The sequence below is a fragment of the Spirillospora sp. NPDC046719 genome (assembly GCF_040645715.1).
Classification (GTDB): Bacteria; Actinomycetota; Actinomycetes; order Streptosporangiales; family Streptosporangiaceae; genus Spirillospora.
On the sequence record NZ_JBEYYT010000088.1, the window covers coordinates 1 to 19,899 of the forward strand.

19 protein-coding genes are annotated in these 19,899 nt (G+C 73.3%); 12 read left to right on the forward strand and 7 right to left on the reverse strand.

Features of this window, described 5'->3' with window-relative positions:
- A partial coding sequence (locus tag ABZ914_RS17355) for a M1 family metallopeptidase (RefSeq protein WP_500193948.1) occupies positions 1–1,833 on the forward strand: 1,833 nt, incomplete at its 5' end.
- Between the two features lie 176 nt (positions 1,834–2,009).
- Positions 2,010–2,744 carry a hypothetical protein gene (locus ABZ914_RS17360; RefSeq protein ID WP_500193949.1) on the forward strand — a complete coding sequence of 245 codons (735 nt, stop codon included), beginning with the start codon at positions 2,010–2,012 and terminating at the stop codon, positions 2,742–2,744.
- A 140-nt stretch (positions 2,745–2,884) separates the two neighbouring features.
- On the opposite strand, the gene ABZ914_RS17365 is transcribed toward ABZ914_RS17360, so the two are convergent.
- Complete coding sequence (locus ABZ914_RS17365) at positions 2,885–3,550, reverse strand: AAA family ATPase (RefSeq protein ID WP_500193950.1); 666 nt, start codon at positions 3,548–3,550, stop codon at positions 2,885–2,887.
- 117 nt (positions 3,551–3,667) lie between these two features.
- Between ABZ914_RS17365 and ABZ914_RS17370 the strand changes: the two genes are divergently transcribed.
- Together ABZ914_RS17370 and ABZ914_RS17375 are read left to right on the forward strand one after the other, a co-directional pair.
- Positions 3,668–4,300, forward strand: a complete 633-nt coding sequence (locus ABZ914_RS17370; RefSeq protein WP_500193952.1) for a TetR/AcrR family transcriptional regulator — start codon at positions 3,668–3,670, stop codon at positions 4,298–4,300.
- Entirely contained in the window at positions 4,300–5,634 is a 1,335-nt protein-coding gene (locus ABZ914_RS17375; protein ID WP_500193954.1) for a carotenoid oxygenase family protein, read from the forward strand. The genes ABZ914_RS17370 and ABZ914_RS17375 overlap by 1 nt, the downstream gene beginning before the upstream one ends.
- Positions 5,635–5,665: 31 nt before the next feature.
- On the opposite strand, the gene ABZ914_RS17380 is transcribed toward ABZ914_RS17375, so the two are convergent.
- The 3 genes from ABZ914_RS17380 to ABZ914_RS17390 all read right to left on the reverse strand — a co-directional run bounded on the left by ABZ914_RS17380 (position 5,666) and on the right by ABZ914_RS17390 (position 9,130).
- Entirely contained in the window at positions 5,666–7,078 is a 1,413-nt protein-coding gene (locus tag ABZ914_RS17380) for an NAD(P)/FAD-dependent oxidoreductase (protein WP_500193956.1), read from the reverse strand.
- A 77-nt stretch (positions 7,079–7,155) separates the two neighbouring features.
- Positions 7,156–7,626, reverse strand: coding sequence for an Lrp/AsnC family transcriptional regulator (locus ABZ914_RS17385; protein WP_433240157.1), 471 nt, complete (start codon positions 7,624–7,626; stop codon positions 7,156–7,158).
- Positions 7,627–7,708: 82 nt separating this feature from the next.
- The gene (locus ABZ914_RS17390) at positions 7,709–9,130 is read right to left on the reverse strand and encodes an amidase (protein ID WP_500193959.1); all 1,422 of its coding nucleotides are present in this window, start codon (positions 9,128–9,130) and stop codon (positions 7,709–7,711) included.
- A gap of 129 nt (positions 9,131–9,259) precedes the next feature.
- Between ABZ914_RS17390 and ABZ914_RS17395 the strand changes: the two genes are divergently transcribed.
- A complete protein-coding gene (locus tag ABZ914_RS17395; protein ID WP_500193960.1) occupies positions 9,260–9,835 on the forward strand; it encodes a TetR/AcrR family transcriptional regulator in 576 nt (191 codons plus the stop codon).
- Between the two features lie 72 nt (positions 9,836–9,907).
- On the opposite strand, the gene ABZ914_RS17400 is transcribed toward ABZ914_RS17395, so the two are convergent.
- Positions 9,908–10,564: a TetR/AcrR family transcriptional regulator gene (locus ABZ914_RS17400; protein WP_500193962.1), complete on the reverse strand. Its 657-nt coding sequence runs from the start codon at positions 10,562–10,564 to the stop codon at positions 9,908–9,910.
- A 213-nt stretch (positions 10,565–10,777) separates the two neighbouring features.
- Here ABZ914_RS17400 and ABZ914_RS17405 point away from each other — a divergent pair, with 213 nt between their 5' ends.
- The 6 genes from ABZ914_RS17405 to ABZ914_RS17430 are packed head-to-tail and all read left to right on the forward strand — an operon-like array spanning position 10,778 to position 17,746.
- Positions 10,778–12,397: an ABC transporter substrate-binding protein gene (locus ABZ914_RS17405; RefSeq protein WP_500193964.1), complete on the forward strand. Its 1,620-nt coding sequence runs from the start codon at positions 10,778–10,780 to the stop codon at positions 12,395–12,397.
- A complete protein-coding gene (locus ABZ914_RS17410) occupies positions 12,394–13,356 on the forward strand; it encodes an ABC transporter permease (protein WP_500193965.1) in 963 nt (320 codons plus the stop codon). Before ABZ914_RS17405 ends, ABZ914_RS17410 begins: the two co-directional genes overlap by 4 nt.
- Positions 13,353–14,219 (forward strand): ABC transporter permease, encoded by an 867-nt coding sequence (locus ABZ914_RS17415; protein WP_500193967.1) that lies wholly within the window; start codon positions 13,353–13,355, stop codon positions 14,217–14,219. Before ABZ914_RS17410 ends, ABZ914_RS17415 begins: the two co-directional genes overlap by 4 nt.
- A complete protein-coding gene (locus ABZ914_RS17420) occupies positions 14,216–15,244 on the forward strand; it encodes an ABC transporter ATP-binding protein (RefSeq protein ID WP_500193968.1) in 1,029 nt (342 codons plus the stop codon). The genes ABZ914_RS17415 and ABZ914_RS17420 overlap by 4 nt, the downstream gene beginning before the upstream one ends.
- Complete coding sequence (locus tag ABZ914_RS17425; protein ID WP_500193970.1) at positions 15,241–16,086, forward strand: ABC transporter ATP-binding protein; 846 nt, start codon at positions 15,241–15,243, stop codon at positions 16,084–16,086. Before ABZ914_RS17420 ends, ABZ914_RS17425 begins: the two co-directional genes overlap by 4 nt.
- A gap of 43 nt (positions 16,087–16,129) precedes the next feature.
- A complete protein-coding gene (locus ABZ914_RS17430) occupies positions 16,130–17,746 on the forward strand; it encodes a CocE/NonD family hydrolase (protein WP_500193971.1) in 1,617 nt (538 codons plus the stop codon).
- Positions 17,747–17,773: 27 nt separating this feature from the next.
- On the opposite strand, the gene ABZ914_RS17435 is transcribed toward ABZ914_RS17430, so the two are convergent.
- A complete protein-coding gene (locus ABZ914_RS17435; RefSeq protein ID WP_500193973.1) occupies positions 17,774–18,088 on the reverse strand; it encodes a helix-turn-helix transcriptional regulator in 315 nt (104 codons plus the stop codon).
- Between the two features lie 202 nt (positions 18,089–18,290).
- On the opposite strand from ABZ914_RS17435, the gene ABZ914_RS17440 reads away from it, so the two are divergent.
- A complete protein-coding gene (locus ABZ914_RS17440; protein WP_500193975.1) occupies positions 18,291–18,746 on the forward strand; it encodes an STAS domain-containing protein in 456 nt (151 codons plus the stop codon).
- Positions 18,747–18,801: 55 nt separating this feature from the next.
- On the opposite strand, the gene dapD is transcribed toward ABZ914_RS17440, so the two are convergent.
- Entirely contained in the window at positions 18,802–19,758 is a 957-nt protein-coding gene (gene dapD, locus ABZ914_RS17445; protein ID WP_500193977.1) for a 2,3,4,5-tetrahydropyridine-2,6-dicarboxylate N-succinyltransferase, read from the reverse strand.
- Between the last annotated feature and the right edge of the window lie 141 nt (positions 19,759–19,899).

The window sequence follows — 19,899 nt, forward strand, 5'->3', positions numbered from 1 at the left end:
GCCGCGGCGGTCGCTCCCGCGCACGCCGCCCCGCCCACGCACGCCGCCCCGCGCACGCACGCCGCCGCCCCCGGCACCACCATCACCGACTGCTCCGCCGCCCAGGTCGTCTCCAACGGCGGGTTCGAGAGCGGCACCTCGCCGTGGACCACCACGTCCGGGGTCGTCTCGGCCAACGGCAGCGGTGAGAGCGCCCACTCCGGCACCCACTTCGCCTGGCTCGACGGCTACGGCTCGTCCCACACCGACACCGCGTCCCAGTCGGTGACGCTGCCCGCCGGCTGCACGGCGACCCTGTCGTTCTACCTGCATGTCGACACCGACGAGTCGCCCGGCACCGCCTACGACAAGCTCACCGTGAAGATGGGCGGTGACACCGTCGCCACCTACTCCAACCTCGACGCCGCCTCCGGCTACGTGAAGAAGAGCATCGACGCGTCCGCCTACGCGGGCAAGACCGTCACGCTCTCCTTCTCCGGGACGGAGGACTCCGGCGCGCAGACCAGCTTCGTCCTCGACGACGTCGCCCTCGACGTCTCCGGCGGCGGCACGACGCCCCCGCCCACGGGCGACGGCACCCGCACTCCCGACGCGCAGTCCTACACGGTCAACCTCACCAGCGACGCGTCCGGCGCCAACTGGCAGGGCCACGAGTCGGTCGCGTTCACCAACACCGACTCCGCCCCGCTGTCGGAGGTCTACCTGCGGCTGTGGGACAACGCTCACGGCACCTGCCCGTCCAGCACACCGATCACCGTCACCAACGTCACCGGCGGCACCGCCTCCGCCCTCACGGTCGGCTGCACCGCGATGAAGGTGACGCTGCCGGGGCCGCTGGCGAAGGGGCAGAGCGCCACCGTCGCGTTCGACCTCGCCATCGCGGTGCCGTCCGGCGCCGACCGGTTCGGGCACGACGGGGCGTACAACTTCCTCGGCAACGCCCTGCCCGTCCTCGCCGTCCACGACGGCGACGGCTGGCACCTCGACCCGTACACCAACAACGGCGAGTCGTTCTACGGCCTGGCGAGCGACTACAAGGTGACGCTCGACCACCCGGCCTCGCTGTCCGTCCCCGCGACGGGCACGTCCGTCGACACCCCCGGCTCGTCCGGCCGGACGGTCACGACCGCGACCGCGTCGCACGTCCGCGAGTTCGCCTGGGGCGCCGGCCCGTTCTCCAAGATCTCCGCCACCTCGCCGAACGGCGTCAAGGTGAACATGTACTGGGTGAGCGGCATCAGCCAGTCCAGCGCCCAGCAGATGCTGTCGCTCGCCACCAGCGCGATCGACGCCCACTCCGGCCGCTTCGGCGCCTACCCGTACGGCGAGGTCGACGCGATTCTCGACAACAACTTCTGGTTCGGCGGCATGGAGTACCCCGGCTTCGTCCTCGACCTGGTCAGCACCGTGGCGCTGCCGCACGAGCTGGCGCACCAGTGGTGGTACGGGATCGTCGGCGACGACGAGTACAACCATCCGTGGCTGGACGAGGCGTTCGCCGACTACGCGACCGACCTGTACCGCGGGATCAGCGGCGCGGGCTGCTGGAACAGCGTGTCGTGGGCCTCGTCCGACGAGAAGATCACCAACTCGATGGCGTACTGGGACGCGCACTCGTCCCGCTACTCCACCGTCGTCTACGACTACGGCAAGTGCGCCCTGCACGACCTGCAGCGCGTGATCGGTGACTCCGCCATGGCGAACCTGCTCAAGACCTACGCGGCGAGCCACTGGTACGGCATCTCCACCACCGCCGAGTTCAAGAAGGCCGCCCAGGCGGCCACCACCACCGACCTCACGTCCTTCTGGACCCAACACCGCATCGAAGGCTGACCCGCCCGCGAGGCGCACGGCGGACGACGCCCCCGCCGTGCGCCTCCGCGCCGTTGAGGAGGTTGGCCGCCTTCGGCCTTTCCACCGGTCGGTGGCCTGATCTGCCTGGTACGAGATCCACTCGGCTGCTTGAGTGAGAGCCCCGCCGCCAGGTGACGATCCGAGGAGTTCCAGGCATGACGACAGATGCGCTCGCCGAACCGGTTCCGGAGCCGGCCGGACGCGGGCAGCGAGTCCTCGACCTCCTGGACAAGGCGATCGACCTGCAGAGCCCGCTGGTGCGCAAGAACATCGCCCGGGCCCGCCAGCGGAACCCGGACGCGTCACCGGCGCAGGTCATCCGGAATCTGGAGCGGATGTACGTCAGCGCCCTGACCGGGTCGGGCGCCGCGGTCGGAGGGACCGCGGCCGCGCCGGGCGTCGGCACGGGAGTCGCGCTGGCGCTGACGGCGGGCGAGACCTTCTCGTCCCTCGAACTGAGCGTCCTCTTCGCACTCTCGGTGGCAGAGGTCCACGGAGTCCCCATCGACGAACTCGAACGACGCCGGACGATCGTGATGGGGATCCTGCTCGGCGGGTCCGGCTCCGGCACCATCTCCAAGGCCGCCGAGGTCACGGGGAAGCACTGGGCGAAGCAGATCGTCGCCAAGGTGCCCGCCGACGCGCTGCGTCAGATCAACAAGGTCCTCGGCAGGCACTTCATCACGAAGTACGGGACCAAGCAGGGGGTCATCGTCCTTGGCCGGGTGGCGCCGTTCGGCATCGGCGCCGTGATCGGCGGCGGCGCCAACGCCGCCGTGGCGGCCCTGGCCGTGAAGGCCAGCCGCCGCGCATTCGGCGACCCTCCGGAAGCATGGCCGGGGCAGGAGAGCACCCCGGCAACGTCCGAGGCGACTGCCGATGAGGACTAGAAAGCCCGCCTCAACACCGCGCCCTGGCCCCGCCCGCCCCGCGGCCGACGCCCGCCCGTTCCGCAGCGCCGCAGGCTGGTGCCGCTCCGCGTAAGTTCGTGGAGGGGTGACGGAAGGCAGGTCTGGACACGTCGGCTGTGTCAGGCGAAGGAGAAGTGCGCGGCGGCTTCGGTGGGAGTGATCGCTTGGCGGCGTCCGGGGACGTCGTGGACGCTGGTCGCGCCCTCGGCGCGCAGTCGGTCGGCGCCGGCGTCCCGGGCCATGATGGCGGCGTAGTCACGGACGTCCGCGGCGGTGAGGTCCGTGCGGCCTCGCTCGGTGTACTGCTGGAGGAGGTCGGTGACGTCCGGGTCGAATCGCAGCATGGTCACCGGGGCGTTGAAGCGCCTGGCGATGGCGATGAGTCGTGCGCGTGCCCGCGGCGTGACGTTCGTCGACTCGGCGACCGCGCTGTGCCCGGCGGCGAGCCTGGCGACGATCCTGCGGTCGCGTTCCTCGAAGATCAGTGCGTCCGCCGCGTCGGATTCCGCTTGTGCGGGTGAGGTGCCGAAGAACTCCGCGCGGATCTCGTCGCTGGACACCACGGCTTCGGCGTCGATCTGCCGGCGCGCGATCAGTGCCCGAATGAAGCTGGTCTTGCCCGAGGCCGGTGGGCCGACGAGGACGACGAGTCCTGCCGGCACCCGGATGACGGGCGCGAGACCGTTGGGGCGGAGGTCACCTGCGCGGTCGAGGGCTTCCTCGGGGGAGTCGGCGGGCAGTCCGCGCAGGTGGTGCTGCATCGGTTCCGGGGGGTTCTCGGGCATGGGCCCATCCTGCCGGGCGGGCGCCGCCCGTTCTCCGCGGACGCCTGGGGGTTGACGGGGGGTGCTCGCCGTGCGATAACAGCGTTACTGACCAAAAACGTTGTTATCGAGGATGGTATGGCGTCGAGCGCGTACGAGCTGGCCCAGCGGCAGGGGGACGAGGCGATCCGCACATCGCTGCTGGACGCCGCCAGCCGCCTGCTGGCCGAAGAGGGACCGGGGGCGCTGGCGCTGCGCCGGATCGCCGCCGAGGTCGGCTGCTCCACGACCGTCCTGTACCGGATGTTCGAGAGCAAGGCGGGGCTGATCGAAGCCCTGTACGTGGAGGCGTTCGAGCGGTTCCGGCGGCGGCTCGCGGCGGTGCCGGAGCGGTCCGACCCGCTGGAGCACCTCATCGACCTTGGACGCGCCTACCGGGACAACGCCCTCGCCGAGCGCAACTACTACCGGCTGATGTTCGGCGAGCCCATCCCCGGGTTCCGGCCGAGCGACGAGGCCCTGGTCCAAGCCGCGGAGACCTTCACGATCCTGCAGGACGCCGTGGCCGGCTGTGCCGCCGCGGGGCTGCTGTCCGGCGGCGATCCGCGCCATGTCGCCGCGTCGCTCTGGGCCGCCATCCACGGCGTGGTCAGCCTCGAACTCGCCGGCCACCTCCCCGCCGACGCCGCCGAGGTCTTCGAGGCCACCCTCCTCGCCATGGGAGCCGGCCTGTTCCGCACCCCTTCCGCACCCGAGAAACGAGGCCCCTGATGCCCAGCCCGTTCCTGGAAGGCCCTTACGCCCCCGTCACCGAGGAGACCACCGCCCACGACGTGCCCGTCACCGGGCGCGTCCCCGCCGAGCTCAACGGCCGCTACCTGCGCATCGGCCCGAACCCGCTCGGGCTGGAGGACCCCGAGTCCTATCACTGGTTCCTCGGCGACGGCATGGTCCACGGCGTGCGGCTGCGCGACGGCCGCGCCGAGTGGTACCGCAACCGCTGGGTGCGGTCCCGGCGGGTGGCCGCCGGGCTCGGCGAGCCGTGGCCGGAGGGGCCGGTCTTCGACGACTTCGACTTCGCCCCGAACACCAACGTGATCGGGCACGCGGGCCGCACGTTCGCGCTGATCGAGGGCGGGTTCCGGCCGTACGAGCTGGGTCACGACCTCACCACCCTCGGCCCCTGCGACTTCGGCGGCACCCTCAAGGGCGGCTACACCGCGCACACCAAGAAGGATCCCGCGACCGGCGAGCTCCACGCGATCGCCTACTACTTCGGCTGGGAGCACCTCCAGTACACGGTGCTGAGCGCCACCGGGCTCGTCACCCGGTCGGTGGAGATCCCCGTCTCCGACGGCCCGATGGTGCACGACCTGGCGCTCACGGAGAAGTACGTCATCGTCTACGACCTGCCCGTCACGTTCTCCATGCCGCTGGCCGCCGCCGGCACCACCCTCCCTTACGCCTGGAACGACGAGCACCCGGCGAGGATCGGCCTCCTGCCCCGTACCGGCGACGCGTCCGACGTGCGGTGGATCGACATCGAGCCGTGCTGGGTGTTCCACACCATGAACGCCTACGACGACGGCGACCGGATCGTGCTCGACCTGGCGAAGTTCCCCAGCTTCCTGCGGGACGGCCGCCTGGAGGGCAACCCGCCACCGGTCCTGGACCGCTGGACCATCGACCCGGCCGCCGGGACCGTCGCGCAGCGGACCCTCGACGACCGCGCCCAGGAGTTCCCCCGCGTCGACGAGCGGCTGACGTCCCGGCCGCACCGCTACGGCTACACCGTCGCCTCGGAGTCGTCGCCCGGCGAGCTCGTCGGCGACGGCCTCCTCAAGCACGACTTCCGGACCGGCCGCACCGACGTCCGCCGTTTCCCCGCGGACGCGGTGGTCGGCGAGGCCGTCTTCGTCCCGTCCGCGCCCGACACCGCCGAGGACGACGGCTACCTGATGGTCCTCGCCTACGACACCGACCGCGCCGCCACCGACCTCGTCATCCTCTCCGCGCAGGACTTCACCGGCCCTCCGGTCGCCGTCGTCCACCTCCCCGTCCGCGTCCCGCCCGGCTTCCACGGCAACTGGCTCCCCGACCGCTGACCCGCCGCGCCGGCGGGATCGGCCGGCGGGGTCAGCTGTCGAAGCCGAGGCCGAGGGTGTCCATGGCGCGGAGCCACAGGTTGCGCCGGCCGCCGTTGGTGTCGGCGCGGGCCATGGAGCGGCGGGTCAGTTCGATGCCGAGCCAGCGCAGGGGTTCGGGCGGGAACGGGACGGGCTTGGTGCGCACCATCGCGAGCCGGGTGCGCGGCGTGTCCAGGCCGTCGAGCCGGTCGAGGATCACCTGGGCGGCGAAGCGGGTCGCGCCGACGCCGAGGCCGGTGAAGCCGAGCGCGTAGGCGGCGCGGCCCTGCGCGGCGGTGCCGAAGAACGCGGAGAACCGGGTGCAGGTGTCGATGACGCCGCCCCAGGTGTGGGTGAACCGGACGTCTTCGAGCTGCGGGAACGTGCGGAAGAAGTTGCCGGCGAGGACGCGGAAGGTGTCGGGGCGCTGGTCGAGGTCCGCCGACATCCGGGAGCCGTAGTGGTAGACGGCGTCGTAGCCGCCCCACAGGATCCGGTTGTCGGCGGTCAGCCGGTAGTAGTGGAACCGGCTGCCCGAGTCGGCCATGCCGTGCCGGTTCCGCCAGCCGATGGCGGCGAGCTGGGCGTCGGTCAGCGGTTCGGTGACCATCGCGTAGTCGTAGACGGGGACGACGTACGGGCGGACCCGGTGGACGAGCGAGGGGTACGCGTTGGTGGCGAGGGCGACGCGGCGGGCGACGACGCGGCCGTAGGCGGTGGTGACGACCATGCCCGGGCCGCGCGCGGCGAGGGAGGTGGCGGGGGTGCGCTCGTAGATGCGGACGCCGAGCCGGAGGCACGCGTCGCGCAGGCCCCAGGCGAGCCGGGCCGGGTTGACGAGGGCGGTGCCGTCGCGGTCGAGGAGGCCGGCGAGGTAGGTGGGGGAGGCGACCTCGGCCCTGACCTGCTCGGTGTCGAGGAACTCGGGGGACAGGCCGTGGCGGCGCATGGCCTCGGCCTCCTCGCGCAGCTCCAGGACCTGGTGGGGGCGGGTGGCGACGTTGAGCTCGCCGGTGCGCTCCCAGTCGCAGCCGATGCCGTGCCGGCGCAGCGCGTCCTCGATCTCGTCGAGGTTGCGCATGCCGAGCCGTTCGAGTTCGGCGATCTCGCCGGGCCAGCGGGCGAGGCCGTTGCCGAAGCCGTGGGTGAGGCTGGACGAGCAGAACCCGCCGTTGCGCCCGGACGCGGCCCAGCCGGCCTCGCGGGCCTCGACGAGGACGACGTCGCGGCCGGGGTCGCGCTCCTTGGCGAGCAGGGCGGTCCAGAGGCCGCAGTAGCCGCCGCCGACCACGGCGAGGTCGGCGTGCTCCTCGCCGGCGAGGGCGGGGAGGGCCGCGGGGCGCGCGGGGTCGTCCAGCCAGAAGGGGACGGGTTCGGCGTGCACGAGCGCGCGTGCGGGATCAGCGGCGATGGCCTGCGACATGCCACTAATTTAGCGGCTTGCGGGCAAGATTTCACTAATCGAGTCGCGACGACTAGGCATGGCTACTGATTTAGTGGTCAGTGTGTGCCCCAGCGGTAGCTCTCCTTGCGCAGCTGGAGGTACACGAACGTCTCGGTGCCCGCGACCCCGGGGATGGAGCGGATGCGGGACGCCAGCACCTCCGCGAGGTGCGCGTCGTCGTCGCAGACGATCTCGCAGAGGATGTCGAAGCCGCCCGCGCACAGTACGACGTAGATGGTCTCCGGCATGTCCGACAGCGCGGACGCGACGGGTTCGAGGGGGCCGGAGACCCGGACCCCGACCATCGCCTGCCGGTGCCCGCCGACCAGCAGCGGGTCGGTGACGGCGACGATCTGCATCACGCCGGACTCGGTGAGCCGCTGCACCCGCTGCCGGACGGCCGCCTCCGACAGGCCGACCACCTTGGCGATCGCCCCGTAGGAGCGCCGGCCGTCCTCCTGCAGCTGCTCGATGATCTGCCAGGAGATGTCGTCGAGGTCCGGCCCGGCCGTGCTCTTCCTGCTCATGGCCCGCATCATCGCAGGCCGCCGCGCGGGCGGCGGGCGGATCCCCCGCATCAGGGGACGCCACCGGCCGGAGCGGGGCGGATCAGGAGAAGGCGGGCGGGGCGATGCGGGGCGCGCGGTCCTCGACCGCCTGCGCCGCGTCGAGGACGAGGTCCTCGGCGAACCGGCCGCCGATCAGCTGGACGCCGATCGGCAGGCCGTCCGCGACCGCCGCCGGCACCGAGACGCCGGGGAACCCGAGGACGGGCAGGGACGTCATCGGCCACTGCGCGTCGACGATGCTCCGGCCGCGGTCCGGGTCGAGGATGTCGGCGTCCTGCTCGAAGGGCGGCTCGGCGGAGACGGGGGTCAGCAGGAGCATGCCGGTGCCGAGCATCTCCTGGAGCCGGGTGATCAGCGTCGCGCGGCGGGCCCAGCCGCCGAGGTAGGCGGGGAGGCCGGGCTCCTCGCCCCACAGCCCGGCGGCGTGCTCGAACGCGTACCGCATGTGGACGCGGAGCGGCTCGTCGGCCATCTCCAGCATGCCGGGCATGCCGGGGCGCAGGTCCTCGAACAGCAGCAGCGACCAGAGCCGCGCGGCCTCGGCGAGCAGCGGCAGTTCGATCTCCTCGACCGCGTACCCGGCGTCCGCGAGCCACCGCGCCGCCTCGCTCACCGCCGCGTCGACGGCGGGGTGCGGCTTGGCGATGCCGACGTCCCGGACGACCCCGACGCGGACCGGGCCGGCCGGGGGAGCGGCGGGGGCGGGCAGGGCCGGGACGCCGAACGGGTCGCGCAGGTCGGCGCCCGCCATGGCGTGCAGGGCGAGCCGCGCGTCGGCGACGGTGCGGGCCATCGGACCCTGCACGGCCCACGCCTGGACGGTGAGGGGCGGCTCGGGTCCGGTGTCCTCGGGGGCGATCCAGTTGGAGACGAGCCCGACGGTCGGGCGGACGCCGACCACGCCGCAGCAGCCGGCGGGGAAGCGGATCGAGCCGCCGATGTCGTTGCCCTGCGCGAGCGGCGTCATCCCGGCGGCGAGGGAGCTGGCGGCGCCGCCGCTGGACCCGCCAGGGGTGTGCGCGGCGCTCCACGGGTTGAGGGTGCGGCCGTGCGGCTCGTTCTCGGTGAACCAGCGGACGGAGAACGCGGGCGCGTTGCTGCGGCCGAGGAAGACGGCGCCGGCGGCGCGGAGCGCGGCGATGGACGCGTCGTCGTGCGCGGCCCTCATCCCGGCCATGGCGGCGACGCCGTGGCTCATCAGCGCGCCGCGCTGCGGCGTGTTGATCTTCGTGGAGACGGGGACGCCGTGCAGCGGGCCGAGTTCCTCGCCCGCGGCCACGGCGGCGTCCGCGCGGCGCGCGTCGGCGAGGGTCTCCTCGGGGCGGACGTCGGCGAGCGCGTTCAGTTCGGGGTTCACCGCCTCGACCCGGGCCAGGCAGGACTCCGCCACCTCGACGGCCGAGACCCGCCGCTCGCGGATCAGCGCGGCGACCTCGGTCACGGGCAACTGCCACAGTTCCATGCCTGCTCCTCGGGCTGCTGGGGGCGTCACGTGGGCCGGAGCGCACCGGCGATGGCGAGGAGCGTACGTGATGCAACGCTGATGTACAACGGTGTTGTACGACGCGTTCTCCGGCGTTACCCTGCGGGCATGCCGGTGGAGATCGATATCGACCAGCGCCTCGCGACCATCGCCGACGCCACCCTGGACATCGTGGCGGCGGACGGTCTCGACGGCGTGTCCATCCGGGCCGTCGCCAAGCGGATCGGCGGCTCGACGACGCTCGTCACCAACTACCTGCCCACTCGGGAGGCGCTGCTGCGCAACGCGATAGAGCACGCCATGCGGGACTGGGACGCCGACCTGGACCAGGCCCTCGAAGGGACCCCCGCACCCGGGCGGCTGGCGGTCCTGGCCCGCTGGGCGTGCTCGACCACCGGCAACGACGAGGTGCTCCGCCGGCTGTTCCTGGAGATCCTCGGCCGCAGCGGCCGGGGGTCGGAGGCGCTCCAGCTCATCCAGGACGACGCGCGCCACAACCTGGACGGGCTCGTCGACGCCGCGCGGGACGCGGGCGCCGCCGACGCCGCGTTCGCCGCCGACGTCCTGCACCTGGTGTTCCGCGGCTTCTATGTCTCCAGCCTGGAGGCGCCCGAGCGCTGGAACAGCGAGCGGATGGCGCCGCTCGTCGACCGGCTCGTCCGGATGCTGACCACCGGACCGTGACGAGCCACCGGGCCGAGATGAGGGAGCGCGCTGATGGACCTGGACGCGAGGGCGGGCCGCGGGGGCGCCCGCTCAGCCGCGCGCCTCCGTGTCGCCGGCCGGTTCCGGCTCGGGCGTTCCGGTGCCGGCCGTGCCCGCGGGCCGGTGCCGGGCCTTCAGGGCCGCGAGGAGCTGCGCGGCCAGGGTCTTCATGCCGGCCTGGCGGGTCGCGGGGAAGGGCAGCGGCGCGAGGGTCGAGTGCCCGAACGCCATGCAGATCAGCGCGTAGGCGAGCTGCAGGCTCTCCGCCGGGCCGCAGCCCGGGACGGCGTCGCGGATCGTCCCGGCGATCTCGCGTTCGAGCCGGCTGTAGCTGTCGTAGATCCGGCCGCGGAGCCGGACGTCGTGCATCGCGCCGCTGATCAGCGCCTCGATGACGAGGTCGTCCTCGTTGCGCGCCATCTGCGGGCCGAACAGGTAGTCCACCAGCGCGGGCAGCCGCGCGGCCGGTTCCCGGTCGTTCAGCGCGGCCCGCATCGAGGCGAAGTACGGGGTGATGACGTGGTCCCACAGGGCGTCGATGAGCTCGTCGCGGTTGCCCGCGTAGTGCCGGACGTGCGACCGGCTCATCCCGGCCGCCGCGGCGATCCGCTCCTGCGTGCTGCCCGCCAGCCCGTACCGGGCGACCGACCGGGCGGCGGCCCGCAGGATCTGCTCGCGCCGCTCGGCGGCGAGGCTCGGCCGTCCCAACGGTCCCCCTTTTTTTGCCTTCGATAGTTCTGCAGAACGGAAGCTCAACCCGCGCCTCAGCGTAGCGCGGTGATCCCTCATAAGCAGCCTGGGAATGCCCCTGGCCTGACGTCCCATCGTTTTGTTTTGCGGTATTGACAATCAACTCCGCAACGCATCACGCTGCGAATCCTCCCCGGTCACGGCCCGTCCACCACTCGAAGGGTCCACGCCATGACACGTTCACGCCTGGCCGCGATCACCGCGATCCTCGCCGGCTCCTGCACCCTCGCCGCGTGCGCGGACGGCGGCGGGTCCGCGGCGGCGGCCGCCCCGGACCTCACCACCTCCGTGCCGTCCCCGGCCCGGGACGTCGACACCGTCACCTGGAACCTGCCGCCCGGCGAGCCGCCCACGCTCGACCCGGCGCAGTCCGCGATCGAGTCCGTCAGCACGCCGCTCGCGAACATGTGCGAGGGGCTGTTCACCTTCGGCCCTGACTACGAGCGGCGACCCGCGCTCGCCACGTCCGTGGACCACCCCGACGACCTCACGTACGTGATCCACCTGCGCGAGGGCGTGCGGTTCTGGGACGGCAGGCCCGTCACGCCCGACGACGTCGTCTACAGCGTCAAGCGGATCCTCGACCCGAAGCTCGGCTCGTCCTGGATCGGCTGGGCGGAGCGGCTCCGGAGCATCGAGCCCACCGGCGACCACGAGGTCACCATCAAGCTGAAGCAGCCGGACGTCCTCGTCCCGAACTTCTTCGCCACGCCCGCGTTCGACGTCGTCGAGAAGGCGTTCGCGGAGTCCGCGGGCAAGGACTTCGGGACGGCCGGGCACGGCGTGATGTGCACCGGCCCCTACAAGCTCGCGGGCTGGACGCAGGGCCAGAACATCACCCTCATCCGCAACGACGGGTGGTGGAACGCCCAGGTGAAGCCGAAGGTGAAGAACCTCAGGTTCACCTTCATCACCGACCCGTCCGCGCAGACGGCCGCGCTGGACAGCGGCGACGTGGACGGCCAGTTCAGCGTCCCGCGCGCGGCGCACGTCCGGTTGAAGGGCAAGGGGAACCTGCTGTTCGGGCAGAGCCTGTCGCCGACGTTCCTGTCCGTCCTGAACCAGAAGGGCGCGCTGTCGGACCCGGCGACGCGGCAGGCCGTGCAGGCGCTGATCGACTACAAGGGCATCATCAAGTCGGTCTACCAGGGCGCGGCGCAGCCGCTGCGGGCGCTGGTCCCGCCGGCGGCGTGGGGCTACGGCAAGGACGTCTACCAGCAGGCGTACAACGCGCTGCCGGAGCCCGCGCAGGACCTGGAGAAGGCCAAGAAGCTCGTCGCCGGGTCGGCGAAGGCCAAGCAGAAGATCGTCCTCGCGTACACGACGGCGATCGACGAGGAGACGCGGACCGCGACCGCGATCGCCGACGCCGCCTCGCAGGCCGGGATGCACATCCAGCTGAAGCCGCTGACCGCCGAGCAGTACGGCGCGATGTTCGCCTCGCCGCAGGCCCGCGCGGGCGTCGACCTGTTCCTGTCGAGCGGCTACCTCGACTTCCCCGAGCCGCTGACGTACTACCAGTTCTTCACGACCGGCAACTTCTACAACTTCGCCGGTTACAGCGACAAGGAGTACGACACCGCGATCCGGACGGCCATCGCGACCGCCGACCCGGCGGCCCGCGCCCGCGAGGTGGCCAAGGCGCAGGCGATCATGGCGCACGACCTGGTGAACATCCCGATCGCGACGCAGTACGTCAACGTCTACTACAAGTCCGGCCTGACCGGGCTCGTCCCGCGGCAGAACTACCTGTACGTGCCGTGGGCGACGACGCTCGGCGGCAAGGGATGACCGCCCGCGCGCTCGCGCCCTGGATCGGGAGGCGCGCGCTCGGCGCGGTCCTGACGGTCCTGGTCGCGTCGGTCCTCATCTACGGGGCGCTGCGGCTCGTCCCCGGCGACCCGGTGCTGGCGGTGACGTCCGGGCGGCGCCTCACCCCAGGCCAGATCGACGCCCTCCGGCACGCCTACGGGCTCGACAAGGGGTTCGCGCAGGGGTACCTCGCGTGGATCGGCGACGCGCTCCACCTGGACCTCGGAAGGTCGCTGACCTACCAGACCAGCGTGACGTCGCTGATCGGGAGCCGGCTCGGGGTGTCCGGCCTGCTCATCGCGTACTCGGCGGTGCTCGCCATCGCCGTCGGCGCGGGCGTGGCGCTGGCGTCGGCGGTCAAGGGCGGGGCGACCGACCGGATCGCGGCGGTCGCCGCGTCCGTCACCACCGCGACGCCCCCGTTCGTGGCGGCGATCGTGCTGCTGTCGGTGTTCGCCGTCGGGCTCGGCTGGTTCCCGTCCACCGGCACGGGCGCCGGCCTCACCGACCGGCTCTGGCACCTGACGCTGCCCGCGACCGCGATGGCGATCGCCGCGTTCGGCGTCCTCGCCCGCGTCGGGAACGCCGCGTTCGCCGACGAGCTGGGCCGCGAGCACGTGCAGGCGGCGCGCAGCCGCGGCGTGGACGGCGCCGCGCTGATCCGCCGGCACGTCGTCCGCAACGCGCTCGGGCCGCTGCTCACCGTCATCGGGGTGCTGGTCGCGAGCCTGTTCGTCGGCACCGCCGTCATCGAGACCGCGTTCGGGCTGGACGGCGTCGGCTCGCTGCTCGTCACGTCCGTGTCGCGGCGGGACCTCCCGGTCGTGCAGGGCGTCTCGCTGCTCGGGGTGCTGCTGTTCGTCGCGGTGAACACGCTGGTCGACCTGGCGCTGCCGTTCATCGACCCGCGGGTGGCGACGGGAGGGCCGCGCCGATGACGCCGACGATCCCCGCGCTGCGGGCGCGCGGCGCGGGACGGCGCCGCCGCCCGCTCGGCGTCTCGCTCGCGGTCGCGTTCCTGCTGGTCGCCGCCGTCACCGGCGCGCTCGCCCCGCTGCTCGCGCCGCACTCCCCGAACGCCACGAGCCTGCTGGACTCGCTCGCGCCGCCCGGCACGTCCGGGCACCTGCTCGGCACCGACTCCACCGGCCGCGACGTGCTGTCCCGGCTGATGTACGGGGCGCGGCTGTCGCTGCTCGCGCCGCTCGGCGTGGTGGTGCTGTCCGGGGTCCTCGGGACGGCGGCGGGGCTGCTGGCCGCCCGCGCCGGCGGCTGGGTGGACGCCGTGCTGTCCCGCGCGATGGACATCGTGTTCTCGTTCCCGAGCCTGCTGCTCGCGATGCTGGTCGTCGCGGTGTTCGGGCCCGGGCTGACCGCCCCGATCTGCGCGCTGGCCGTCGGCTACACGCCGTTCCTCGGCCGCGTCGTGCGGAGCGTCGCGCTCCAGGAGGGCGCCCGCCCGTACATGGAGAGCTACCGCGCCATGGGCTTCGGGGAGCTGCGGACGACCGTCCGGCACCTGCTGCCGAACATGCTGCCGGTGCTGCTCGCGCAGAGCGCGCTGTCGTTCGGCTACGCGATGGTCGACCTGGCGTCGCTGTCCTACCTGGGCCTCGGCGTCCGCCCGCCCGCCGCCGACTGGGGCTCGATGATCAGCCAGGCGCAGAGCGCGATCCTCCAGGGCTCGCCGTGGAGCGGGCTGATCCCCGGCGTCGCCGTGCTGCTCACCGTCGTCAGCGTGAACGTGCTGGGCCAGCACATCGGCGGGTCCATCGCGAGGAGAGGGAGCGAGGGGACGTGACCGTGCAGGACAAGGACACCGTGCAGGACAAGGACACCGCGCCGGCGGAGGCGGCGGCCCGCCGGGACGCGCTCCGCATCGCCGGGCTGAGCCTCGGCATCGGCGCCGGAGAGGGCGCGGTCCCGCTGCTGGACGGCGTGACCGTCCGGGTGGGGCGGGGCGAGACGGTCGGGCTGGTCGGCGAGTCGGGGTCGGGCAAGTCGCTGACGGCCCGCGCCGCGCTCGGTATGTTCCCGCGCGGCGCCCGCGCCACCGGGTCGGTCGCCGTCGCGGGCGTCGACGTGCTCGCCGCCGGCCGGGCCGCGCTGCGCGACCTGCGCCGCGCCCGCGCGTCGATGATCTTCCAGGACCCGCGGGCCGCGATCAATCCGGTGCGCCGCGTCGGCGACTACCTCACCGAGGGGCTGCGGGCCCGCGGCGTGCCGGCCCGCGAGGCCGCCGCGACCGCCCTGGAGCTGCTGGAGCAGGTCGGCATCCGGGACCCGCGCGGCGCGCTGCGGCGCCACCCGCACGAGTTCTCCGGCGGCATGCTGCAGCGCGTCGTGATCGCCGGGGCGCTGTCCACCGGGCCCGAGCTGCTGCTCGCCGACGAGCCCACGACCGCGCTCGACGTCACCACGCAGGCCGAGGTCATCGCGCTGCTCAAGGAGATGCAGCGCACCCGCGGCACCGGGATGCTATTCGTCACCCACGACCTCGACCTCGCCGCCGCCATCTGCGACCGCGTCTACGTCATGTACGCGGGACGGATCGTCGAGGAGGCCGCAGGCGCCGCGCTGTTCTCGTCGCCCGCGCACCCGTACACGCGGGCGCTGCTGGAGGCGAGCCCGTCCGTGCACGGCGACCGGACGGAGATCAGGGCGATCCGGGGGCGGCCCCGCTCGCTCGCCGAGGCGCCGTCCGGGTGCGCGTTCCGCGACCGCTGCCCGCTGGCGGCCGACGACTGCGCCGCGTCGGTGCCCGCCGTCCGCGCGCACGGGACGTCCGCCGTCGCGTGCGTCCGCCCCGAGGAGGTGACGCCGTGACGTCCGCGGACGAGGCCGCCGGGCCGGCGCGGCCCGGCGAGCCGGTGCTGAGCGTGTCGTCGCTGGTCAAGAGGTTCGGGACGGTCACCGCCGTGGACGGGGTCGGCTTCGAGCTGATGCCCGGCGCGTCGCTCGGGATCGTCGGCGAGTCCGGGTCCGGCAAGACGACCACCGCCCGGATCCTCGCCGGGCTCGACGCGCCGACGTCCGGGACCGTGCTGCTCGCCGGCGAGCCCGTCACCGGACGGTCCCGGCGCGACCGGCTCCGCCGCGCCCGCCTCCTCCAGATGATCTTCCAGGACCCGTACGGGTCGTTCGACCCGCGGCGGACCATCGCCGAGTCCATCGCCGAGCCGATGCGGCTGCACCTGCCCGGCACCGCGAAGGACCGCCGGGACCGCGTCGCCGAGCTGCTCGACCAGGTCGGGCTCAGCGCGCGCGCCGGCGGGTCGCTGCCCCGCGACCTGTCCGGCGGGCAGCGGCAGCGCGCCGCGATCGCCCGCGCGCTCGGCATCCGGCCGCGCGTGCTGGTCCTGGACGAGGCGGTCGCCGCACTCGACGTGTCCATCCAGGCGCAGATCCTCACCCTGCTGGACGAACTGCGCCGCGACACCGGCATCGCCTACGTGTTCGTCTCGCACGACCTCGCCGTCGTCCGCCACATCACCGACACCGCCGTCGTGATGCGGCACGGCCGCATCGTCGAGCGCGGCGCCACCGAGACGATCCTGCGCGACCCGCGGCACCCCTACACCCGCCTCCTGCTCGACTCGATCCCCGCGCCCGGCTGGGACCTCGACCGCGTGGCCCGCGACCGCCGCGCCCTCGACCAGGCCCGCTGAGGCGACCCCGGCCCCCCGGGACAACCCGAACCACGGAGAACACGTGCTGAACATCGAACGGGTCGGCCCCGCCGCCGTGCCCGCCGACGCCGACCAGGCCATGGTCCCCATGCGGGACGGCGTCCGGCTGGCCGCCGACGTCTACCGCGCCGCCTCGCCGTCGCCCGGACCGGCCGTCCTCGTCCGGCTCCCGTACGACAAGGACGGCGCCTACTGCTTCATGCCGCTGATCGGCCGCTACTTCGCGGCGCGCGGCTACACCGCCGTCGTCCAGGACGTCCGGGGCAAGTACCGGTCCGAAGGCGCGACGGAGTTCGCCGTCCATGAGGTCGACGACGGGCACGACACCCTGCAATGGGTCGCCGAGCAGCCGTGGTGCAACGGTGACGTCGTGATGTGGGGCGACTCCTACTACGGGTACACCGCCATCGCCGCCGCGATGAGCGGCCATCCGGCCCTGCGGGCGATCGCGCCGCGCGTCACCGGATCCCAGCTGTCCACCGTCCTGGACTACGGCGACGGCACCCGCGACGTCGAGCAGACCAGCCGGAAGATGTACTTCGCCACCCACTACGTGGACGCCGGCCGCTACGAATGGGAGCCGGACTGGACGCGCCGCCCGCTCCGCGCCCCCTTCGACGACTTCTTCGACCGGATCGGGAAGCGCTCGGCGAACTTCGACGCGGAGTTCTCCGGCGCGTCCCGGTTCGTCCCGCCTCCCGTGAAGGCGCTGCTCGAAAGCCGGCCGGTTCCCGCGCTCTACACGATCGGCTGGTTCGACAACTGCGCCATCTGGTCCTGGCATGACGTCGAGGCCCTGTCGCGGCACCCTGACTGGGCCTCCCACCTGCGCCTTCGGCTGGAGGCCATCGACCACGAGAACTACCGCCTCCGGGACGCGCCCATCGCCCCGTCCGACGACCACGCCGCCGATCCGGCCGCGCTGGAGCGGATGCTGCCCGGCTACCTGGACCCCGCGATCGAGTTCTTCGACGCCGTCCTCGGCGGCTCCCTCGAAGCGCTGCCCCGCGTCCGCTACGAGATCTGCCACGGCGGATGGCGCGACGGCGAGACGTGGCCGCCCCGCAACGCCCCCGGACTCGAGTACTTCCTGACCCCGGAGGGCCTCGCGGCCGAGCCGCCGCCTGAGCCGAGCACCGTCGCGTGGACGCACGACCCGTCCGACCCCGTGCCCTCCCAGGGCGCGAACCCCTTCGCCGCCCTCTTCGACCGGTCGGACCTGAGCGCGGTCGGCGACCGCGACGACGTGCTCCGCTTCACCGGCCCCGCCTGCGCCGAGGACACCGACCTCGTGGGCGCCGTGACCGTGGCGCTGGCCGTCGCGGCACCGGCCGGGGCACACCTGCACGCCCGCCTCCTCGACATGGAGCCCGGCGGCGCCGCGTTCCTCATCGCCAAGGGCCAGCTCCGCCTGGACGCGCCGCGCGACTCGGCCGTCCTCGACCTCCGGCACGTCGCCTACCGGCTCCGCGCCGGCCACCGCCTCGCCCTCGACGTCATGAGCGGCGACTTCCCCGAGTACGTCCCGGAGGCCCCCGCCGGCGCCGACCCGTGGACGTCCGCGCCCGGCGCCCCCGCGACCCGGCGCCTCACGCTCGGCGGCCCGGACCCGTCCCGCGTGCGCATCGGCCCCCGCTGACGGCCCGGCGCCCGCGCGCCGGGGCGCTCAGGCGTAGGAGCCCTCGCCGAGGAACACGTCGATGAGGTCCCGGACGTCGTGGTCGGCCTCGGCCGGGTGCCGGAACGGCCGGTCGCCGTTGATGGTGTAGGTGTTGCGGCGGCCGACGCGGGTCCGGACGAGGTACCCCGCCTCCTCCAGGTCCGTGATGATCAGCTGCGCCGCCCGCTCGGTGATCCCGATCTGGTCCGCCACGTCGCGGACGCGCAGGTCGGGATCCCGGGCGATGCAGATCAGGACCCGGGCGTGGTTGGTCAGGAACGTCCACGGCTTCCGGTCCTGCCGTGTCCTGGCGTCCTCCATCGGCGACCTCCGCTGTCCGGTGCTTCCTCCCGGCGGCGAGCGCGGGCGGAGCTTGAGCGGTGCCCCGCCCCGCCGGTGCGGGAGGTGTCGGCCACCCCGTCATGATACGACAGGGTTTTGCCGAATAATTTTTCCTGTAACATCTTTGCGGCAAGCAGGATCAGTAGTCGACGCCGTCGTCGCGTGAGGAGGGTGCTTCGCCATGCTCGTGCAGTCCGCCACGTCGCAGGTCACACCGGATCACTGCGCCGGTGAGTCCCTAGGCGCGGAGCCCGCGCCGCGTGCCCGCCCCGCCCTCGCCTTCGAGACCGGCACCCGCGACGGCGCGACCGTCCTGATGATGAAGGGGCAGCTGGTCGCCGAGACCGTCGTGACCGCCGAGGCGAAGATCCTCACCACGACCGTGCTGGCCGGACGCCCCCTGAACCTGATCCTCGACCTCAGCGAGGTCGACGCGATCGACCAGCACGGCACCGCGCTGCTGACCAAGACGCGCTTCACCGTCTCCGCCGCCAGGGGCGCCCTGCACCTCGTCGCCCCGCTCGGCGGAGCCGTCCGCCCCGCGCTCAACCGGTACCTGCGCCGGATCTGCGTGCCGCGCCTGGACGACGTCCCCGCCCCGGGCGCGCACCCGCCGGACGCCGCCCGCTCAGCCTGACTCGGGCACCGCAGGTCGCGTGCGGGCTCCAGCGGGGGGAGCCCGCACGCGACCTTCAGTTGTTGGTGTGGAGGTCGGTGTTCAGCGCGATCTTCGCGCCGTTGCGGGGCAGCGCCTCCACGGCGCCCGTGCCGGAGTTGCGGCGCAGCAGCAGCCCCGACCGCCCGGACAGCTCCGCGGCCTTGACCGCGGTGCCGTCCGGCAGGGACACCTTGGTGCCCGCCGTCACGTACAGGCCCGCCTCCACGACGCAGTCGTCGCCCAGCGAGATCCCGATGCCGGAGTTGGCGCCCAGCAGGCAGCGCTCGCCGACCGAGATGACCTGCGTGCCGCCGCCCGACAGCGTCCCCATGATCGACGCCCCGCCGCCCACGTCGGAGTCCGCGCCGACCACCACGCCCGCGGACACCCGGCCCTCGATCATGGACGTGCCGAGCGTTCCGGCGTTGAAGTTCACGAACCCTTCGTGCATCACCGTGGTGCCGGCCGCCAGGTGCGCGCCGAGCCGGACCCGCGACGCGTCGGCGATCCGCACTCCGGACGGCACGACGTAGTCGGTCATCCGGGGGAACTTGTCGACCCCGTCCACCGTGACCGGGCCCCGCGCCCGCAGCGCCGTCCGGACCCGCTCGAAGCCGTCCACCGCGCACGGCCCGGCGCTCGTCCACACCACCGTCGCGAGCAGGCCGAAGATCCCCTCCAGGTTGACCCGGTGGGGGCGGACCAGCCGCGCCGACAGCAGGTGCAGCCGCAGGTACACGTCGTGCGCGTCCACGGGCGGGTCGGCGAGGCTGCCGATCTCCGTCCGCACCGGGACGGTCTCGACCCGCCGCGCCTCGTCCCGCCCGACCCGGACGTCCTCCCCGAAGGCCGCGCGCGCCTCGCCGGCGTCCAGCCGGCGGGTCCCCTTGCCGGCCTCCCCGGCGAGCCGCGGCTCGGGGAACCAGGTGTCGAGCACCGTGCCGTCGTCCGCCACTGTGGCGATGCCGTCGCCGACCGCTCCGTCTGTCACAAATCCCGTTCCGACCATGCCGAACACGGTAACGCCCCGCCCCGTCCGCGGTACCGCGGGCGCCCCCCGGCGGGGCCGCGGGCCGCCCGGTGGCCGGCCTCGGCCGGACCGTCGCGAGGTTAACGGGGCGGCAATGATCGC